This window comes from Micromonospora sp. NPDC049903 (genome assembly GCF_044460945.1).
Taxonomy (GTDB): domain Bacteria; phylum Actinomycetota; class Actinomycetes; order Mycobacteriales; family Micromonosporaceae; genus Micromonospora.
In genome coordinates this window covers 1-14,447 of sequence record NZ_JBITKL010000040.1, presented here as the reverse complement: position 1 = coordinate 14,447, position 14,447 = coordinate 1, and the positions used below count along the sequence as shown (strand labels likewise).

General features: G+C 72.5%; 11 protein-coding genes and 1 pseudogene. 6 read left to right on the top strand and 6 right to left on the bottom strand.

Annotation, left to right across the window (positions count from 1 at the left end; translation table 11 throughout):
• Nucleotides 1-40 precede the first annotated feature (40 nt).
• Nucleotides 41-550 (top strand): potassium channel family protein, encoded by a 510-nt coding sequence (locus ACIBO1_RS30740; protein WP_396752588.1) that lies wholly within the window; start codon nt 41-43, stop codon nt 548-550.
• Here ACIBO1_RS30740 and ACIBO1_RS30735 read toward each other — a convergent pair.
• Together ACIBO1_RS30735 and ACIBO1_RS30730 are read right to left on the bottom strand one after the other, a co-directional pair.
• Nucleotides 531-1,343, bottom strand: coding sequence for a hypothetical protein (locus tag ACIBO1_RS30735; protein ID WP_396752586.1), 813 nt, complete (start codon nt 1,341-1,343; stop codon nt 531-533). The genes ACIBO1_RS30740 and ACIBO1_RS30735 overlap by 20 nt on opposite strands.
• 46 nt (nt 1,344-1,389) lie before the next feature.
• A complete protein-coding gene (locus ACIBO1_RS30730; protein ID WP_396752584.1) occupies nt 1,390-1,923 on the bottom strand; it encodes a VOC family protein in 534 nt (177 codons plus the stop codon).
• Between the two features lie 50 nt (nt 1,924-1,973).
• On the opposite strand from ACIBO1_RS30730, the gene ACIBO1_RS30725 reads away from it, so the two are divergent.
• From ACIBO1_RS30725 to ACIBO1_RS30715, 3 genes and pseudogenes are all read left to right on the top strand, one after another.
• Nucleotides 1,974-2,435 carry a MarR family winged helix-turn-helix transcriptional regulator gene (locus ACIBO1_RS30725; RefSeq protein ID WP_396752615.1) on the top strand — a complete coding sequence of 154 codons (462 nt, stop codon included), beginning with the start codon at nt 1,974-1,976 and terminating at the stop codon, nt 2,433-2,435.
• Nucleotides 2,436-2,503: 68 nt separating this feature from the next.
• Nucleotides 2,504-3,275, top strand: a pseudogene (locus ACIBO1_RS30720) (tetratricopeptide repeat protein); the annotation flags it as partial.
• Between the two features lie 1,608 nt (nt 3,276-4,883).
• Nucleotides 4,884-7,172: a HelD family protein gene (locus tag ACIBO1_RS30715; protein WP_396752582.1), complete on the top strand. Its 2,289-nt coding sequence runs from the start codon at nt 4,884-4,886 to the stop codon at nt 7,170-7,172.
• 221 nt (nt 7,173-7,393) lie between these two features.
• On the opposite strand, the gene ACIBO1_RS30710 is transcribed toward ACIBO1_RS30715, so the two are convergent.
• Nucleotides 7,394-7,795 carry a hypothetical protein gene (locus ACIBO1_RS30710; protein WP_350695477.1) on the bottom strand — a complete coding sequence of 134 codons (402 nt, stop codon included), beginning with the start codon at nt 7,793-7,795 and terminating at the stop codon, nt 7,394-7,396.
• Between the two features lie 345 nt (nt 7,796-8,140).
• Here ACIBO1_RS30710 and ACIBO1_RS30705 point away from each other — a divergent pair, with 345 nt between their 5' ends.
• Complete coding sequence (locus ACIBO1_RS30705; protein ID WP_396752580.1) at nt 8,141-8,524, top strand: hypothetical protein; 384 nt, start codon at nt 8,141-8,143, stop codon at nt 8,522-8,524.
• 85 nt (nt 8,525-8,609) lie between these two features.
• Here ACIBO1_RS30705 and ACIBO1_RS30700 read toward each other — a convergent pair whose 3' ends face one another.
• Both ACIBO1_RS30700 and ACIBO1_RS30695 read right to left on the bottom strand, forming a co-directional pair.
• Nucleotides 8,610-9,704, bottom strand: a complete 1,095-nt coding sequence (locus tag ACIBO1_RS30700; protein ID WP_396752578.1) for a sporulation protein — start codon at nt 9,702-9,704, stop codon at nt 8,610-8,612.
• A gap of 423 nt (nt 9,705-10,127) precedes the next feature.
• The gene (locus ACIBO1_RS30695; RefSeq protein ID WP_396752576.1) at nt 10,128-11,519 is read right to left on the bottom strand and encodes a cellulase family glycosylhydrolase; all 1,392 of its coding nucleotides are present in this window, start codon (nt 11,517-11,519) and stop codon (nt 10,128-10,130) included.
• 366 nt (nt 11,520-11,885) lie between these two features.
• Between ACIBO1_RS30695 and ACIBO1_RS30690 the strand changes: the two genes are divergently transcribed.
• Nucleotides 11,886-12,848, top strand: a complete 963-nt coding sequence (locus tag ACIBO1_RS30690; protein WP_396752574.1) for a TIGR03557 family F420-dependent LLM class oxidoreductase — start codon at nt 11,886-11,888, stop codon at nt 12,846-12,848.
• 273 nt (nt 12,849-13,121) lie between these two features.
• Here the strand turns inward: ACIBO1_RS30690 and ACIBO1_RS30685 are convergent, their stop codons facing one another.
• The gene (locus ACIBO1_RS30685; RefSeq protein WP_396752572.1) at nt 13,122-13,910 is read right to left on the bottom strand and encodes a hypothetical protein; all 789 of its coding nucleotides are present in this window, start codon (nt 13,908-13,910) and stop codon (nt 13,122-13,124) included.
• Between the last annotated feature and the right edge of the window lie 537 nt (nt 13,911-14,447).

The following is a 14,447-nucleotide window of genomic DNA, read 5'->3' as shown; positions in this document are numbered from 1 at the left end:
TACGCCCGGTCGGCGGGGTGTCGGACCGGACAATCTCGACATGCCACGGACACCGGACCATCCGCACGAGCGTCGGCGGGCATGGTTGGCCGGCCTGCTGCTCCTGGTCGTGTACTTCGTCGTACCGATCGAGGCCGACCCCAACGGCGCCCGGCTCGGCCTGCGCGTCGCCCTGACACTGCTGTTGCTGGGCGGAGTCGCCGCACTGGTCACCGGCCAGGTACGCCGCCAACTCGTCGCCGTCGCACGCGGACGGCAGCCGCCCTCGGTGGTGCACCTGGTGGTCGCCCTGATCGCCGGACTGCTCGCCTTCGCCATGGCCGACTACGTCGTCGCCCGGGTGGCTCCGGAGCAGTTCGTCGCGCTGCACACCCGGGTGGACGCGCTCTACTTCGCGCTCACCACGTTGACCACCGTCGGCTACGGCGACGTGCACGCCCAGGGGCAGTTCGCCCGGGTGCTGGTCTGCGCGCAGCTCGTCTTCAGCATCGGCGTGATCGCCACCGGCGCGTCCCTGGTGGTCAAACGGCTCACCGAGCGGCGGCCGTGATCACCACGTCCCCGCCGAGCCGGCCCTGCTCCGGGTCACGCCGCACCGCGCCCGCGTCGAGCAGCGCGTCCAGGGCCCGCACCGCGTCCACGGCCCGGTACGCCGTGTCGGTCACCGCATACCGGCGCAGCTCGGTCACCGTACGCGGGCCGGAGCGGGACAGCTCGGCGAGCAGCGCCCGGCCCAGCGGCGCGGGGTCCGCCTGGCCGGCGCCCACCTCCCAGAGGCTCTCCTTGAACGACTCCAGGCTGCGGTCCGAGGCGGTGCCGAAGCCGATCCGCCGACCGGAGGGCACCTCGACCTCGGCGACCAGCGGGAACCCGGCGTCGACGAGTGCCGACCGCAGCGGGGTGTCCGGACCGGCCGGCACCAGCACCTCACCGGGTCGGCCGGAGGCGGCGGCGGAGAGCGCCACCGGATCGACGGCCCCCTCCACCTCCAGGTAGGACAGCACCGGCGCGCCGGACGCCCCGGACGCGCGCAGCGCCACCGGCAGCAGGGCCGTCGGACCGGGCATCAGGTGCACCGTGACCTCGGCGGGCAGTCCCGCCTCGGCGGCACCGAGCCGGGCCGGCAGCTCCTCGGTGCCGCCGGCCAGCACCAGCACGGTCAACCGGGCACCGCGTACATCGCCGGCGCACTCGCCGGCCACCCGGACGACCTCCTCGGCCAGGGCGGGGTCGCGCCCGTCGTACCCGAGGACCACCGTCGCCCGGCGCGCGCGTCGCAACGCGCCCGGCACCCAGACCCTCAGGTGCCGGACCACCACCTGCCGCCCCACCTCATCTGCCACCCTGCCGTTCTACCGCACCGCCCGGCGGCGACGCGGCCGGGACGGGTCAGTGCGACGAGGCGGCGGGGACGGAGATGCCGATGCCGCCCCGGGTGTCGCCGCCGTACCGGCTGATCTCGGCGGCCAGGTCGAGGCGGCCGATCCGGGTGCGGGCGTCGAGCGCGGCGTCGTCCAGCCGGTCGGCCGGCACCAGCCAGACCACCTCGAACTCCAGCCCGTCCGGGTCCTGTCCGTAGAGGCTCTTGGTGGTGCCGTGGTCGGAGGTGCCGACCAGCGCACCGGCCCCGGCGAGGCGGCGGGCGGTAGCGGCCAGCTCGTCGAGCGTGTCCACCTCCCAGGCCAGGTGGTAGAGGCCGACGGTGGCCCGACCGGCGGTCGAGCGACCGGCTCCCGCGCCGATCTCGAAGAGGCCGAGGTCGTGGTCGTTGGTGGAGTCGGGTGCCTGGAGGAAGGCAGCGCCCCGGAACCCCTCCGGGGTCATCGGCACCCGGCGGAAGCCGAGCACGTCGCGATAGAAGGCGGCGCTGCGCTCCAGGTCACTGACGTAGAGGACGGCGTGGTTGAGGCGATGGATTCCCATGTCACCGAGGCTAGCGCGTTTTAGTTGAGCGTTCAACTAATGCCGCTATGATGGCGGTCATGACCCGCTGGCTGGACCCGGACGAGCAGCGCACCTGGCGAGCGTTCCTGACCGCCTCCCGGGCGTTGATGGAGACGCTCGACCGCGAGCTGCAACGTGACGCCGGGATGCCGCACGCGTACTACGAGATCCTGGTCCGGCTCTCCGAGGCGCCGGAGCGTCGGCTGCGGATGAGCGAACTCGCCGAGGCCAGCGGCTCCTCCCGCAGCCGGCTCTCGCACGCGGTGGCCCGCCTGGAGGCGGCCGGCTGGGTCCGCCGGGAGGACTGCCCGACCGACCGGCGCGGGCAGATCGCCCTGCTCACCGACGACGGCTTCGCCGCCCTGGCCGCCGCCGCGCCCGGCCACGTCGAGGGGGTACGCCGCCACCTCTTCGACGCGCTCAGCCCCGGCCAGGTCGACCAGTTACGCCGGATCAGCGAGGCGCTGGCCGATCGCCTGACCCAGCCCTGACCGGATCCTGACCGAACCACTCCGGCGCGGGTCTTGTACATACCGTCGTCGGGTGAGCACGATGGGGCGTGCCCTCCGGCTTCGGTGAACTGACTGATCAGGCGCACGACCTGGTCTCCTCCGGCGATCTCGCCGGTGCCCAGCGGCTCCTCGCCGACGCGCTGACCGGCGCCGACCCGCGCCCGGCCAACGCGACACCCGAGATGGCCGAGGCGGCCGGCCTGCACGCCCGGGTGCTGGTCGCCCTCGGCGAACCGCACTCGGCACGAGGCTGGGCGGCGTACGCGTACGCCGCCACCACCCGCCTGCACGGCCGACCCGACCCGCGTACGGTCGCCGCCGCCGCCACCCTCGCGGCGGTGCTGCACCGGGTCGGCAGTTGGTCCCGGGCCGCCCGGCTGTACCAGGAAGTCATCATCGAGCTGACCGCCTCGGACGGGCCGGAGTCCCTGCGGGTGCTCGCCGCACACGCCGACCTGGCCACCGTGGAGTACGCCCGGGGCCAGTGCCAGGTGGCCCGCGACCGTCTCCAGGACGCCTGGGAGCTGCACCGCGAGGTGTACGGCGACGGGCACCCCAGCGGCATCAAGATGCTCGCCCGGCTCGGCGCGATGCAACGCGACTGCGGGCAGTTCACCGAGGCGCAGGACCACCTCGCGCTGGCCCGGGAACTCGCCCGTCGACACCTCGCCCCGGACGACCCGCTGACCGCCCAGGTGGCGTCGTTGTCCCGGGCCGCCGCCAACCCCGACCACGTCTGCGCCGACACCCCGCCGGTGGGCGCGGAGGGCTCCGTCGTACCGGCCGCCCGGACCCCGTCGCAGGGCGACGCCCCGCCCAGCGGCGACTGGGCGGCTCAGGGCGCCACCGCTGCCCCGGCCGCCTGGCCCGACCACGACACCGACGACCGGCCGGACGACCCGCGAGCGGACTGGGACGGGACCGACCCGAACTGGCCGCCCACCGCCACCCCACCGGCACCGACCTGGAGTGCGGCACCGGCTCCGGAGGCTTCCGGGGCCGACCCGACGTGGCCCGCGACCCCCGACGCCGGGGCCGCGCCGACCTGGACGGGGTCGTCGACCTCCGGGGCCGAGGCCACGCCGAACTGGACCGGGTCTCCGGCTTCCGACTCGGGGACCACGCCGACCTGGGCGGCCGGTCCGGCGGGGTCGGGTGCGGCCGGTTGGCCCGACCCGCACGACGCCGATCGGGACTGGCCCACGGACACCCCTGGTCAGACCGGTTGGCCCACGGACGGCACCGATCAGGCGGGCTGGCACACGGACGCGCCCGGTCCGGCGGGCTGGCCGGCGGACGGCGCAGGAGACGGCACGTGGCCGACGGGTGCCGGTGGCGGCGGCACACCGGCGGGTAGCACCGGTGCGGGCGCGTGGCCCACCGGCGCATCGTGGTCGGCGGCGAGCGACCCGGATGCCGGGTACGCCGGGGAGCAGCACCCGCCCGAGGGCTACCACCCCGGTCAGGGCCACCAGACCGGTCAGCAGCCCGCCGGGGCGGCGTCGCCGGTGCCCACCCCCCGGCAGCCGGTGGACGGTCCGGCCGGGCCACCGCAGGACTGGTGGACCGGGCAACCGACCGATTCGCCCTCCCCCGACCCCGCCCACCCGGCCCGGCCCGGCCCGACCCCGACGGCCGAGTCGAGCGGGTCGGCCGTACCGCCGAGCGTGATGGGTCTGACCGGTCCGGCGCCGCAGGCACCCGGGGTCTACCGGCTGCGCCGGCTGGAACCGGAACGCACCGGCCCGTCGTCCCGGCTGCTCCCGGTGCCGGTACCCCGGACGCCGGCCGCGCCCTCCCCCCGACCGAACCGGTTGGTGCCGATCATCGCGGCGGGTGTGGTCGTGGTGCTGCTCGGCGCCGCCGCGGTGATCGCCGGGGTGTCCCGGGTCGACGGCCCGGGCGAACCCGGCTCCCCCACGGCCGGGGAGACCCCGAGCGGGGCGGCACCCCCGTCCGCGTCGGCACCGGAGGCGCCGCCAGCCTCGCCCGGCGCGCCGCCCACCGAAGTCTCGCTGCGCGACAACCGGGACAGCGTCACGTTGAGCTGGACCTACCCGGCCGGGGCGGAGGGACCGGTGATCATCTCGGGTGGTCGGACCGGGCAGCCGAAGAACCCCTTCGCCGACCTGCCCGCCGGCACCGACAGTTTCGTGGTCTACGGCCTCAACCGCAGCCTCGACTACTGCTTCACAGTCGCGGTCGCCTGGTCCACCGACACGGTCGCGCGGTCCGACGAGGTCTGCACCGAACGCCGGTGACCACACCGCCCGGAGTCGGGGCGCGGGCGTCACACACGGGGGTGTGACGGGGCTCGACCGCCTTGGCTCCGGCGGTCGTCGCGGGGTATCTTCGGCAGTTCAGGCAACAAAAAAGAACGGCTCGAAAAGCCGTTCCTAATCGAAATCTAACCCACCGGGAGACGGATTGTCAAGGCACTCCGGCGGTTCGCCGTCCGACGACGAGATCGGCCGCGAGCAGGAGTACGTCTCGATGCTCTACCACCGCCTCGACGACCTGCGGGACCAGGCGTCACGGCGGCTGACCGAGGAGCTGCGGGCGGCGGGCGGCACACTCCAGGCCCGTTCCCAGCGCGACAGCGCGGTCCGCATGTACGCCGAACAGGTCGAGCAGTTCGCGGCGGTGGAGAACGGTCTCTGCTTCGGTCGCCTCGACACCGACGACGGCGAGCGCCACTACATCGGCCGGATCGGCATCTTCGACACCGACGGCGACTACGACCCGCTGCTGATGGACTGGCGTGCCCCGGCCGCCCGCGCCTTCTACCTCGCCACCGCCGCCAACCCACAGGGCATCCGGCGGCGGCGTCACCTGCGTACCCGGCAGCGCAAGGTGGTCGCCCTCAACGACGAGGTGCTGGACCTGAACACCGCCTCCCCCACCGCCCACGAGGAGCTGACCGGCGAGGCGTCGCTGCTGGCCGCGCTCAACGCCGGGCGTACCGGCCGGATGCGCGACATCGTCGAGACCATCCAGGCCGAACAGGACCGGATCATCCGCTCCGACCTGTCCGGCATGCTGGTGGTGCAGGGCGGCCCCGGCACCGGCAAGACCGCGGTGGCGCTGCACCGGGCCGCGTACCTGCTCTATACGCACCGCCGGGAACTCTCCACCCGGGGCGTACTGCTGGTCGGCCCGAACGTCACCTTCCTGCGCTACATCTCGCAGGTGCTGCCCGCGCTGGCCGAGACCGGTGTGCTGCTGCGTACCCAGGGGGACCTCTTCCCCGGCGTGAGCGCCCGGCGCGCGGAGCCGGCCACCACCGCGGCCCTCAAGGGCCGGTCGGTGATGACCGAGGTGCTGGCCAACGCGGTACACGACCGGCAGCGGGTGCCCGACGAGCCGCTGGAGATCGAGCTGCCGCAGCAGGAGGTCCTCCTGCTCGACCCGGCGACCGTCCGGGCCGCCCGGGACCGCGTCCGCCACAGCGACCGCCCGCACAACCTGGCCCGTGCCCTCTTCGACGTCGAGATCATCCACGCCCTGGCCGACCAGGTCGCCGAACGGATCGGTGCCGACCCGCTCGGCGGCGACAACCTGCTCGAAGAGGCCGACCGCGCCGAGATCCGCCGGGAACTGCGCGAGGAACCGGAGATCACCGCCGCGCTGGACGAGCTGTGGCCGGTCCTCACCCCGCAACGCCTGCTCGCCGACCTGTACGCGAGCACCGACCGCATCGCCACCGCCGCGCCGATGCTCACCGCCGACGAGCGGGCCGCCCTGCACCGCGAGCCCGGCGGCTGGACCCCGGCCGACGTGCCGCTGCTGGACGAGGCGGCGGAACTGCTCGGCGAGGACGACCGGGCCGCCGCCGCCCGCCGGGAACGCATCCGGGCCATGGAACGCGAGTACGCCGAGGGCGTGCTGGAAATCGCCCGGGGCTCCCGGTCCATCGACGTCGAGGACGAGGTCGACGGTGGCGAGATCCTCGGCGTGACCGACCTGCTCGACGCCGACCGGCTGCTGGAACGGCAGGAGGAGGCCGACCGCCTGACCACCGCCCAGCGCGCCGCCGCCGACCGGTCCTGGGCGTTCGGCCACGTCATCGTCGACGAGGCGCAGGAACTGTCCCCGATGGCCTGGCGACTGCTGATGCGCCGGTGCCCGAGCCGCTCAATGACGATCGTCGGCGACGTGGCCCAGACCGGGGCCCTGGCCGGCACCCCGTCCTGGTCGGAGGCGCTGGCCCCGTACGTGGCCGACCGGTGGCGGCTCACCGAGTTGACCGTCAGCTACCGCACCCCCGCCGAGATCATGGAGGTGGCCGCCGGCGTACTCGCCGAGATCGACCCGACCCTGCGCCCACCCCGGGCCGTACGCGCCAGCGGCTTCCCGCCCGCCGCGCGGGACGTACCGGCAGACCGGCTGGCGGCGGAGCTGGTCGACGTCGCCACCGACGAGGCCGCCGGGCTCACCGACGGACGGCTCGGAGTGATCGTGCCGGCCGGTCGCGTCGACGACCTCGGCACCGCGCTCACCACCGCGCTGCCCGAGGCGGCCGTCGGCGAGCAGCCCGACCTGGAGAACCGGGTCGTGGTGCTGACCGTCGCCGAGGCCAAGGGCCTGGAGTTCGACTCGGTGATCGTGGTCGACCCGGACCGCATCGTCGCCGAGTCCCCCCGTGGACGCAGCGACCTCTATGTGGCCCTCACCCGCGCCACCCAACGCCTCACCACCCTCACCCCCACCCCCTGACCGCACCGCCCTGCCGCCCCGCCCCCTCGCTCTGCCCCCGGCGCCCCTGCCCCCGCCCGGGGGCGCCGCGACGATCATGGAGTTGTGGCGAAGGTTTTGGCCTTTTGTGCGGCTTATGTCCCAGCCACAAGTCCATGATCGGCGGGGGGTGTGGGGGGCGGGGACCGGTGGGAGCGAGGACGGCCCGGCCCTCGTGAGGGCCGGGCCGGTGGGTGGGTGGGTCAGTCGAAGCTGCCCACGTGGGTGGCGGGAGTGGACTGGTCGCTGGTGCTGCCGCCGGACGGGGTGCTCATCCCGCCGGTGGTGGCGTCACCGGTGGTGGTCGGCGCCACCTTGCCCCGGTGCCGCTCCGGCTGACGGGCCACCCGACGGGCGCTGGCCGGTCCGGCCGTACCGCCCGTCGTGGTGAGCGCGCCCTGCCCCCGGGTGGGACCGCCGTCGCGCAGCACGGTGGGGTCGATCGGCACGTGCGCCGGATCGTCCCGGTCGTCGCGCTGGATGGCACTCTCCACATCGGTGGGCGGCACGGTCACCTCGTCCACGGCGCCCTCGCCGTACACGCCGCCGGCGATCCGTTCCTCGGCCCGGCGGGCGGCGTCCTGTCGCATGTCGTCCTCACGCACGATCCATCACCTCGCAGAAGCGTCGGTCCTGATGGCGTGCCCGGTGACCGGCCCGGCAAACCCGCACCACCTCTCTGCCGGGCAGGGGGCGTGCTCTCTACCGGGCAGGGGGCTCGGTGTGGAGAGCGTCGGAACGGGACATCCGACTCGTGGGGGCGAGATGTCCCCCACCCGGCAGGTATCCCCGGGCCGGACGGATTCGGCCAGGTGGCGAGGTGTTACTGCCCCCCGGCGGCCGGGTAGACGGCGGGTGCCCCCGCCATGTGCGCGAACCGTGCCGTGGCCGACACGCGGTAGCGGGGCGAGGGCCGCAGGTGACGACTCATCACATCCTGAGGAGGACAGATGAGCACGCAGGCTGCATCCACCAGGCCGATGAACCGTCCGGCACAGGACGCCCAGAATCGGCAGGCCATGCAAGAGGCCGCCACCCGTCAGATGCCGATGATGCACGACGGGCACCGGGAGGAGATGCCGTCTCCGGGTACGGAGACCAAGCACTCGCTCCTGACGACCGAGTTCTGGATCTACGCGGCAGCCGTCACCCTCGTGGTGATCTCTGCCTTCTGGCGCGGGACCACCGCGAACGGCCTGAACCTGAACAACCCCGGTCAGGCGTGGTTCTTCATCACGCTGCTGACCATCGGTTACCTGGGTAGCCGTGGTCTGGCCAAGGCCGGTAGCCAGCGGCGTTCGGCCGCGGAGCGCAAGCAGCGCGGGCGGCGCTGACCCCTTGCGTGCGGTGGCCCTCCGGGAAGTCTCCCGGAGGGCCACCGTCCTGTCTCGCCACGTCCCGCCGCGCGGGGGCGAGGCTTTAGAACTCCTCGAACCCGCCGAAGTCGCCGCCGCCGTCGAAGTCGCCGAAGTCACCGGCCGCCTCGGTGACCTCTTCCTCGGCACCGTCGAAGGCGTTGCCGATCATGTGACCAGCGAGCATGCCGCCCGCCGCGCCGAGCGCCGCACCGGCGACCACACCGCCCATGCCGACCCCGCCCCGCCGCTGCTGCGGGCCGTACTTGTTCGGGGTGCCGTAGCCCGGCTGACCGTACCCCTGTGGGCCGTACCCCTGCGGACCGTAGCCGGGCGCACCGTAACCCTGCGGCGCGCCGTAGCCCTGCGGGCCGAACGACTGGGCGCGCAGCGCCCCGAACCGCCCGATGGTCTCCTGGATCCAGCCGTCGACCGTCTCCACCCAGTCGGACCGCTCGGCGTCGGAGTGGGCCACCTGGTACCGGCCGAACACGTCCTGCCCGGGTGCGAGGAATCCGCCCCGCTTGTCGCACTCGAGCACCACGTCCACGCCGTGCGGGTTGGCCACGAACGTCACTTCGAGTTCGTTGACGGTCTGCGCGTACTGCGGCGCGGCGAAGAACTCGATCTCCTGATAGAACGGCAGCGTCTGGCGTACGCCCTGGATCATCCCGCGCTCCAGGTCGGCCTTCTTGAAGCGGAAGCCGAGCTGGAGAAACGCCTCCAGGATCCGCTCCTGCACCGGCAACGGGTGCACGTTGATCTCGTCCAGGTCGCCCTTGTCGACCGCCTTGGCGATCGCCAGCTCGGTACGCAGACCCATCGACATGCCGTGCAGCCGCTGGCCGTACAGCCCGGTGATGGGGGTCTCCCACGGCACCGGAAGCTGGAACGGGATGGACAGCGCCTGCTTCGCGGCGAGCTGGAGCGGGCCGCTGACGACCTGCCGGTGGAACTCCATCACCCCGGCCTGCTCGCCGACCTCGACCCGGGTGACCAGGCCGATGACGATCTGCTCGATGCTCGCCGCCGCCTCCCCGCCGAGCAGGTTGACCTGACCGTCGAGGGCCAGCCCGGGCCTGGTGTTCGGGTTGGCCAGGACGGTGTCCACACTCGGACCGCCCACGCCCAACGCGCTCAACATCTTCTTGAAGACCATTCAGTTCTCCTGCGGGGTCTGGTGCCCGGGCTCCCTTTAGGAACGGACGCTGACGGCGGCACCGTATCGGGCGGCCCTGAAAGGTCGCTGGGAGAACCTGCGCAGAATTCCTGTCGCACGGCGTCGAGAACCGGCTAGGCGGCTTCGACCAGATGACGTAAGCACGGCGCCGCCCGCCTGGCCTGAGCCCGGACCGCGCGATCGCCCGCTGGCACCTGTCCGCCTCGCCGGTCTGCCGCTCCTGGTAGGTGTCCCGTCGGCCGCTTTTGCTCTGCTTGAACCGACGCAACGGTTCGGACGCCACATCGGTGCGTGGGGTGAAGCAGAGCAAAGGCGGCGTGGCGGACGACCGGCGGGGCGACCGGTGACTGGCCCGGGTGGCCGGGCCCGCGTCGGGCCCGGCCACCGTCAGGGGTACGGTCGTCAGCTCGCGGTGCAGGTCACCGCAGGAGCCGGGTTGCTACCGGTCCAGCTACCGATGAAGCCGAAGCTGGTGCTGGCACCGGCCCCGAGCTGGCCGTTGTAGGACACGTTGCGGGCGGTCACGGCGGTACCGCTGCTGGTGACCGTGGCGTTCCAGGACTGGCTCACCGACTGGCCGCTGGCGAGCGTCCAGCGCACCGTCCAGCCCGTGATGGCCCTGCTGCCGGCGGTCACCCGGACGTCGCCCTGGAAGCCGCCCTGCCACTGACCGGTGATCGAGTACGTCGCCGTGCAGCCGGCTCCCGGCGGCGGGGTCGTCGGCGGAGGCGTGGTGGGCGGCGGGGTGGTCGGCGGAGGCGTCGTGGGTGGGGGCGTCGTCGGCGGGGGCGTGGTCGGCGGCGGGGTGCCGCCGAAGACGCTCGCCTCGCGGGCGGTCTGCCGGATGCCGTTGGTGCCGTTGAACAGGCGCTGACCCCAGGTGGTCAACTGGTTCGGGTTGAACGAGGTGGCCATGTCGAGGTACTCGACGCCACCGCCGTTGCCGCTCCACGACCAGCCCAGCCAGCCGATGCCGTTGGCCTGCGTGTAGGAGAGGATGGCGTCCTCGTCGGGGTCGCCGTCGGAGTGGTAGTGGCCGAACTCGCCGACCACGATCGGCAGGCCCCGGCTGCGGAAGCGGCCCAGGTAGTCGCTGATCTCGGCAGCGGTGTCGAAGACGCCGTACATGTGGATCGAGAAGACGGTGTTGCGGGCCGGGTCGGCGTCGAACACCGTCGGCGCGCTGTCCCGCATGGTGAAGGACCAGTCCTGGCCCCAGTTCGGGCCGTCCACCATGATGGTGTGCGCGAGGCCCGCGCTACGCAGCCGCCGGATCGCGTTCGACGTGTCGGTGGCCCAGGACGAGTAGTTCTGGTTGCCGTACGGCTCGTTGCCGATGTTGACGATCACATACCGTTCCTGGCCGTTGAGCGCGCTGGCGATGCTCAGCCAGTAGTCGACCGCCTGGTTGAGGGTGGCGGCACCGCTCTGCTCGCCGTACCCGGTGGTGTCGTGCACCTCCAGGACGCAGATCAGCCGGTTGGTCTTGCAGAGCTGGATCACGTTCGACACGTCGTCGGCGCTGTTGCGGGTCCACCGGTCCCCGCTGGACAGCACCACCCGGACGGTGTTCGCGCCGAGCGCCTTGACGTTGGCGAAGGAACTGGTCTGGTTGGCGTACCAGGTGTGCGCGTGGTTGACGCCGCGCATGATGAACTCGTTGCCGTTGGCGTCGTACAGCTTGCCGCCGCTGACGGTGAAGCCGGTGGCGGCGTGCGCCGACGGGCCGAAGGCGAACACTGCGGCGACGGTCGCCAGCAGCACGGCGCCGACGGCCCCGAAAAGTCTTCTCATCGATTCCTCGCAGGAGTTCTCTCCCCCGTGCCCAGGAGGGATTGCGGTGAGTGGCAGGTGCGGCGGCTGTGCCCGGCAGCCGCACGGCGAGAGGCCCGGCGAGGCAGGCATCAGCGTAGGCCGATGAAGCCTCGGAAGCAACCGGTTCAGTAGCGCGGCTCGACGGGCGGCGACCCGTGACGGCCCACGAGAGGCCGGGCCGCCACGGGCGGACCATCCCCACCACAGGATGGGCTCCCGGCCGGCGCCTGAACCGGTTCAGACAACCGTAGGCAGCCTCCGGGAAGCTCGTCAAGCGTCGATGAGGGTTGACCCAACCGGGCCCGGGTATCCGCAAACGGACCGCCGGGGAGCGAAGGAGACAGCATGGTCAGCATCGGATACACGTTGATGTGCGAACAGGCAGGCCCCAAGGAACTCGTCGACTACGCGGTACGGGCCGAGGCAGCCGGTTTCGACCAGCTCGTCATGTCCGACCACTACTACCCCTGGCTGGAGTCGCAGGGCCACTCGCCGTACGCCTGGTCGGTGCTGGGCGCGGTCGCCCACGCCACCTCCCGCGCGGAGCTGATGTCGTTCGTGACCTGCCCGATCCGTCGCTACCACCCGGCCGTGGTGGCGCAGAAGGCCGCCACCGTTGGGCTCCTCTCCGACGGGCGGTTCACCCTCGGTCTGGGCGCCGGGGAGAACCTCAACGAGCACGTGGTGGGCGCCTGGCCGCACGTGCAGCAACGGCACGAGATGTTCGAGGAGGCGTTGCAGATCATCCGGCCGCTGCTCAACGGCGAAACGCTGACCTTCTCCGGCAACCACTACGACGTGCCCGACGCGTACCTGTGGGACCGGCCCGACACGCCGGTGCCGATGGCGGTGGCCGCGTCCGGACGGCAGTCGGCCACCCTGGCCGCCGAGTACGCCGACGGCATGATCGCCACCGAGCCGCAGGCCCGCCTGGTGGAGATGTACGAGGAGGCCGGTGGCGCCGGACGACCCCGCTACGGTCAGGTGGCCATCTGCTACGGCCCGGACGAGGCCGAGTGCCGCAAGATCGCGCACGACCAGTTCCGCTGGTTCGGGCTCGGCTGGAAGGTCAACGCCGAACTGCCCGACACCGACGCGTTCGAGGCCGCCTCACAGTCCGTACGCGAAGAGGACGTGGCCGCCGGCATCTCCTGCGGCCCGGACGTGGACAAGCACGTGGCCGCGTTCAAGAAGTTCGTCGACGCCGGCTTCACGCACGTGGCGCTGGTGCAGGTGGGCGGCGACCACCAACCGATGTTCCTCGAATGGGCGCAGGAGCAGTTGCTGCCCCGGCTGCGCGAACTGTGACCGGCAGGATGTGAGCCATGCGTATCGGCAACACGGAGATCCGACCGGCGGGCGGCGGTCTCGGCTGCCTCCTGATGATCCTCTTCTCGATCGTCGCCTCGATCGTGCTGACCGTCCTGCTCAACCTGGTCCTCTGACCGCCAACTCCCCCGTCCAGGCCGGGGTGTGGATGTAAGGAGGGGTCCCCTGCTAACGCCTCGTGTATAGCAGGGGACCCCTCCTTACATCGGACCGAGCCGTGCTCGCGCCGGTGCCGCCGGTCCGTTGGTGTGGTCAGCGGCGTAGGCCGAGGCCGGCCAGTACCTCGCGGGTGGCCTGGCCGATCGGCTCCAGGACGCTGCGGCGCAGCCAGCCGACCGTCGTCTGCCAGACGGCATCGACCGCCCGGCAGACGGGCAGCAGCAGGTGCGTCCACACCCACAGCCCCGCCCGGAACACCGGGCGCAGCGTCCACACCCAGCACCAGCGGAGGATGCGCCCCGCCGTACGCCAGGCCCAGCCCAGCACGGCAGCGAGCAGCCCGGCCAGCGCCGCGAGCCATCGGCCCAGCAGCCGGGCGGGCGGAGTGAGCAGCCGTACGGTCCAGACCAGCGGCAGCCACACCAGGTAGTACGACGGCACCAGCACGACGACCCGTACCAGCCAGGCCAGCCCCCGGCCGCACCAGCGCAGCAGCCGGGCGAGCACCTGACCGCACCAGCGCAGGGGTGGCCGCAGTACGCCGTACCAGACCTCGACGAGGCGACGCCACAGCCAGGTCGACGGAGTCCGGACCAGTGTGTGCCAGAGCCATCCGAGGACCCGCAGCGTCCAGAGCAGCGGAATCCAGACCAGGTGACGCAGCAGCCAGCGGATCGGACGCCACACACACCGGTCGAGGACCCACACGGTCGGCGCGATCACCCACCGGTGCAGCAGCCCGGCGACGGCGACCAGCAACTCCCAGGCCAACCGGAACGGCAGCACCACCACCAGCGCGACGCCTCGCGCCGCGACCGCCCCGGCTGACAGCGCCTCAGGCTCAGCCTCGCCCGCACGTCGGGGCGGTGACGAGTCGATCACGGCCACACCGTAGCCGCTTCGTACCAGCGACCTCGGCACCGTAGCCGCTCCCCACTCGCCCACGCGGGGACGAAGTTCCGCACCAGCTCACCCCGACCGGCACCGCGTCCACACCACCCGCCCCCTCAGCGACGGACTCCTCCCGCACCACCAGCTCCCATTACCCAGGTGGTCACCCAGGTAGGTGTGTGCCTGCGCAAGACGAAAGTACTCCCGACGGACCATGCCCTCACCGGGGATGACCAAGGAGTTTGTGCCTCCGTCCAATCCCTCCGTGGCCAAAACTTCTTGATCAACGCAGGCGGGGGCGCGGTGCGGTGCTGCCAGGCGGGGGCGCGGTGCGGTGCTGCCAGGCGAGGTCGGGCGAGGTCGGGCGAGGTCGGGCGAGGCGCGGTCAGTGGCCCGGCTGCGCAGGCATGGTGCAAGATCCGCGCAACTTCATTGAAGTAGTTCCATCCTGAATCCGCTGGCCAGGAGGTCTTGACGGTGGGGTGGTGGTGGGTGTTTGAGCAGGTCCACGAAGAGGTGATCTTCGGG

What these genes read in the sequence shown, in the direction of transcription:
- ACIBO1_RS30695 (WP_396752576.1), bottom strand. Translation starts at nt 11,519, where the DNA reads ATGAGAAGACTTTTCGGGGCCGTCGGCGCCGTGCTGCTGGCGACCGTC.
- ACIBO1_RS30730 (WP_396752584.1), bottom strand. Translation starts at nt 1,923, where the DNA reads ATGGGAATCCATCGCCTCAACCACGCCGTCCTCTACGTCAGTGACCTG.
- ACIBO1_RS30690 (WP_396752574.1), top strand. Translation starts at nt 11,886, where the DNA reads ATGGTCAGCATCGGATACACGTTGATGTGCGAACAGGCAGGCCCCAAG.
- ACIBO1_RS30700 (WP_396752578.1), bottom strand. Translation starts at nt 9,704, where the DNA reads ATGGTCTTCAAGAAGATGTTGAGCGCGTTGGGCGTGGGCGGTCCGAGT.
- ACIBO1_RS30740 (WP_396752588.1), top strand. Translation starts at nt 41, where the DNA reads ATGCCACGGACACCGGACCATCCGCACGAGCGTCGGCGGGCATGGTTG.
- ACIBO1_RS30705 (WP_396752580.1), top strand. Translation starts at nt 8,141, where the DNA reads ATGAGCACGCAGGCTGCATCCACCAGGCCGATGAACCGTCCGGCACAG.
- ACIBO1_RS30725 (WP_396752615.1), top strand. Translation starts at nt 1,974, where the DNA reads ATGGCGGTCATGACCCGCTGGCTGGACCCGGACGAGCAGCGCACCTGG.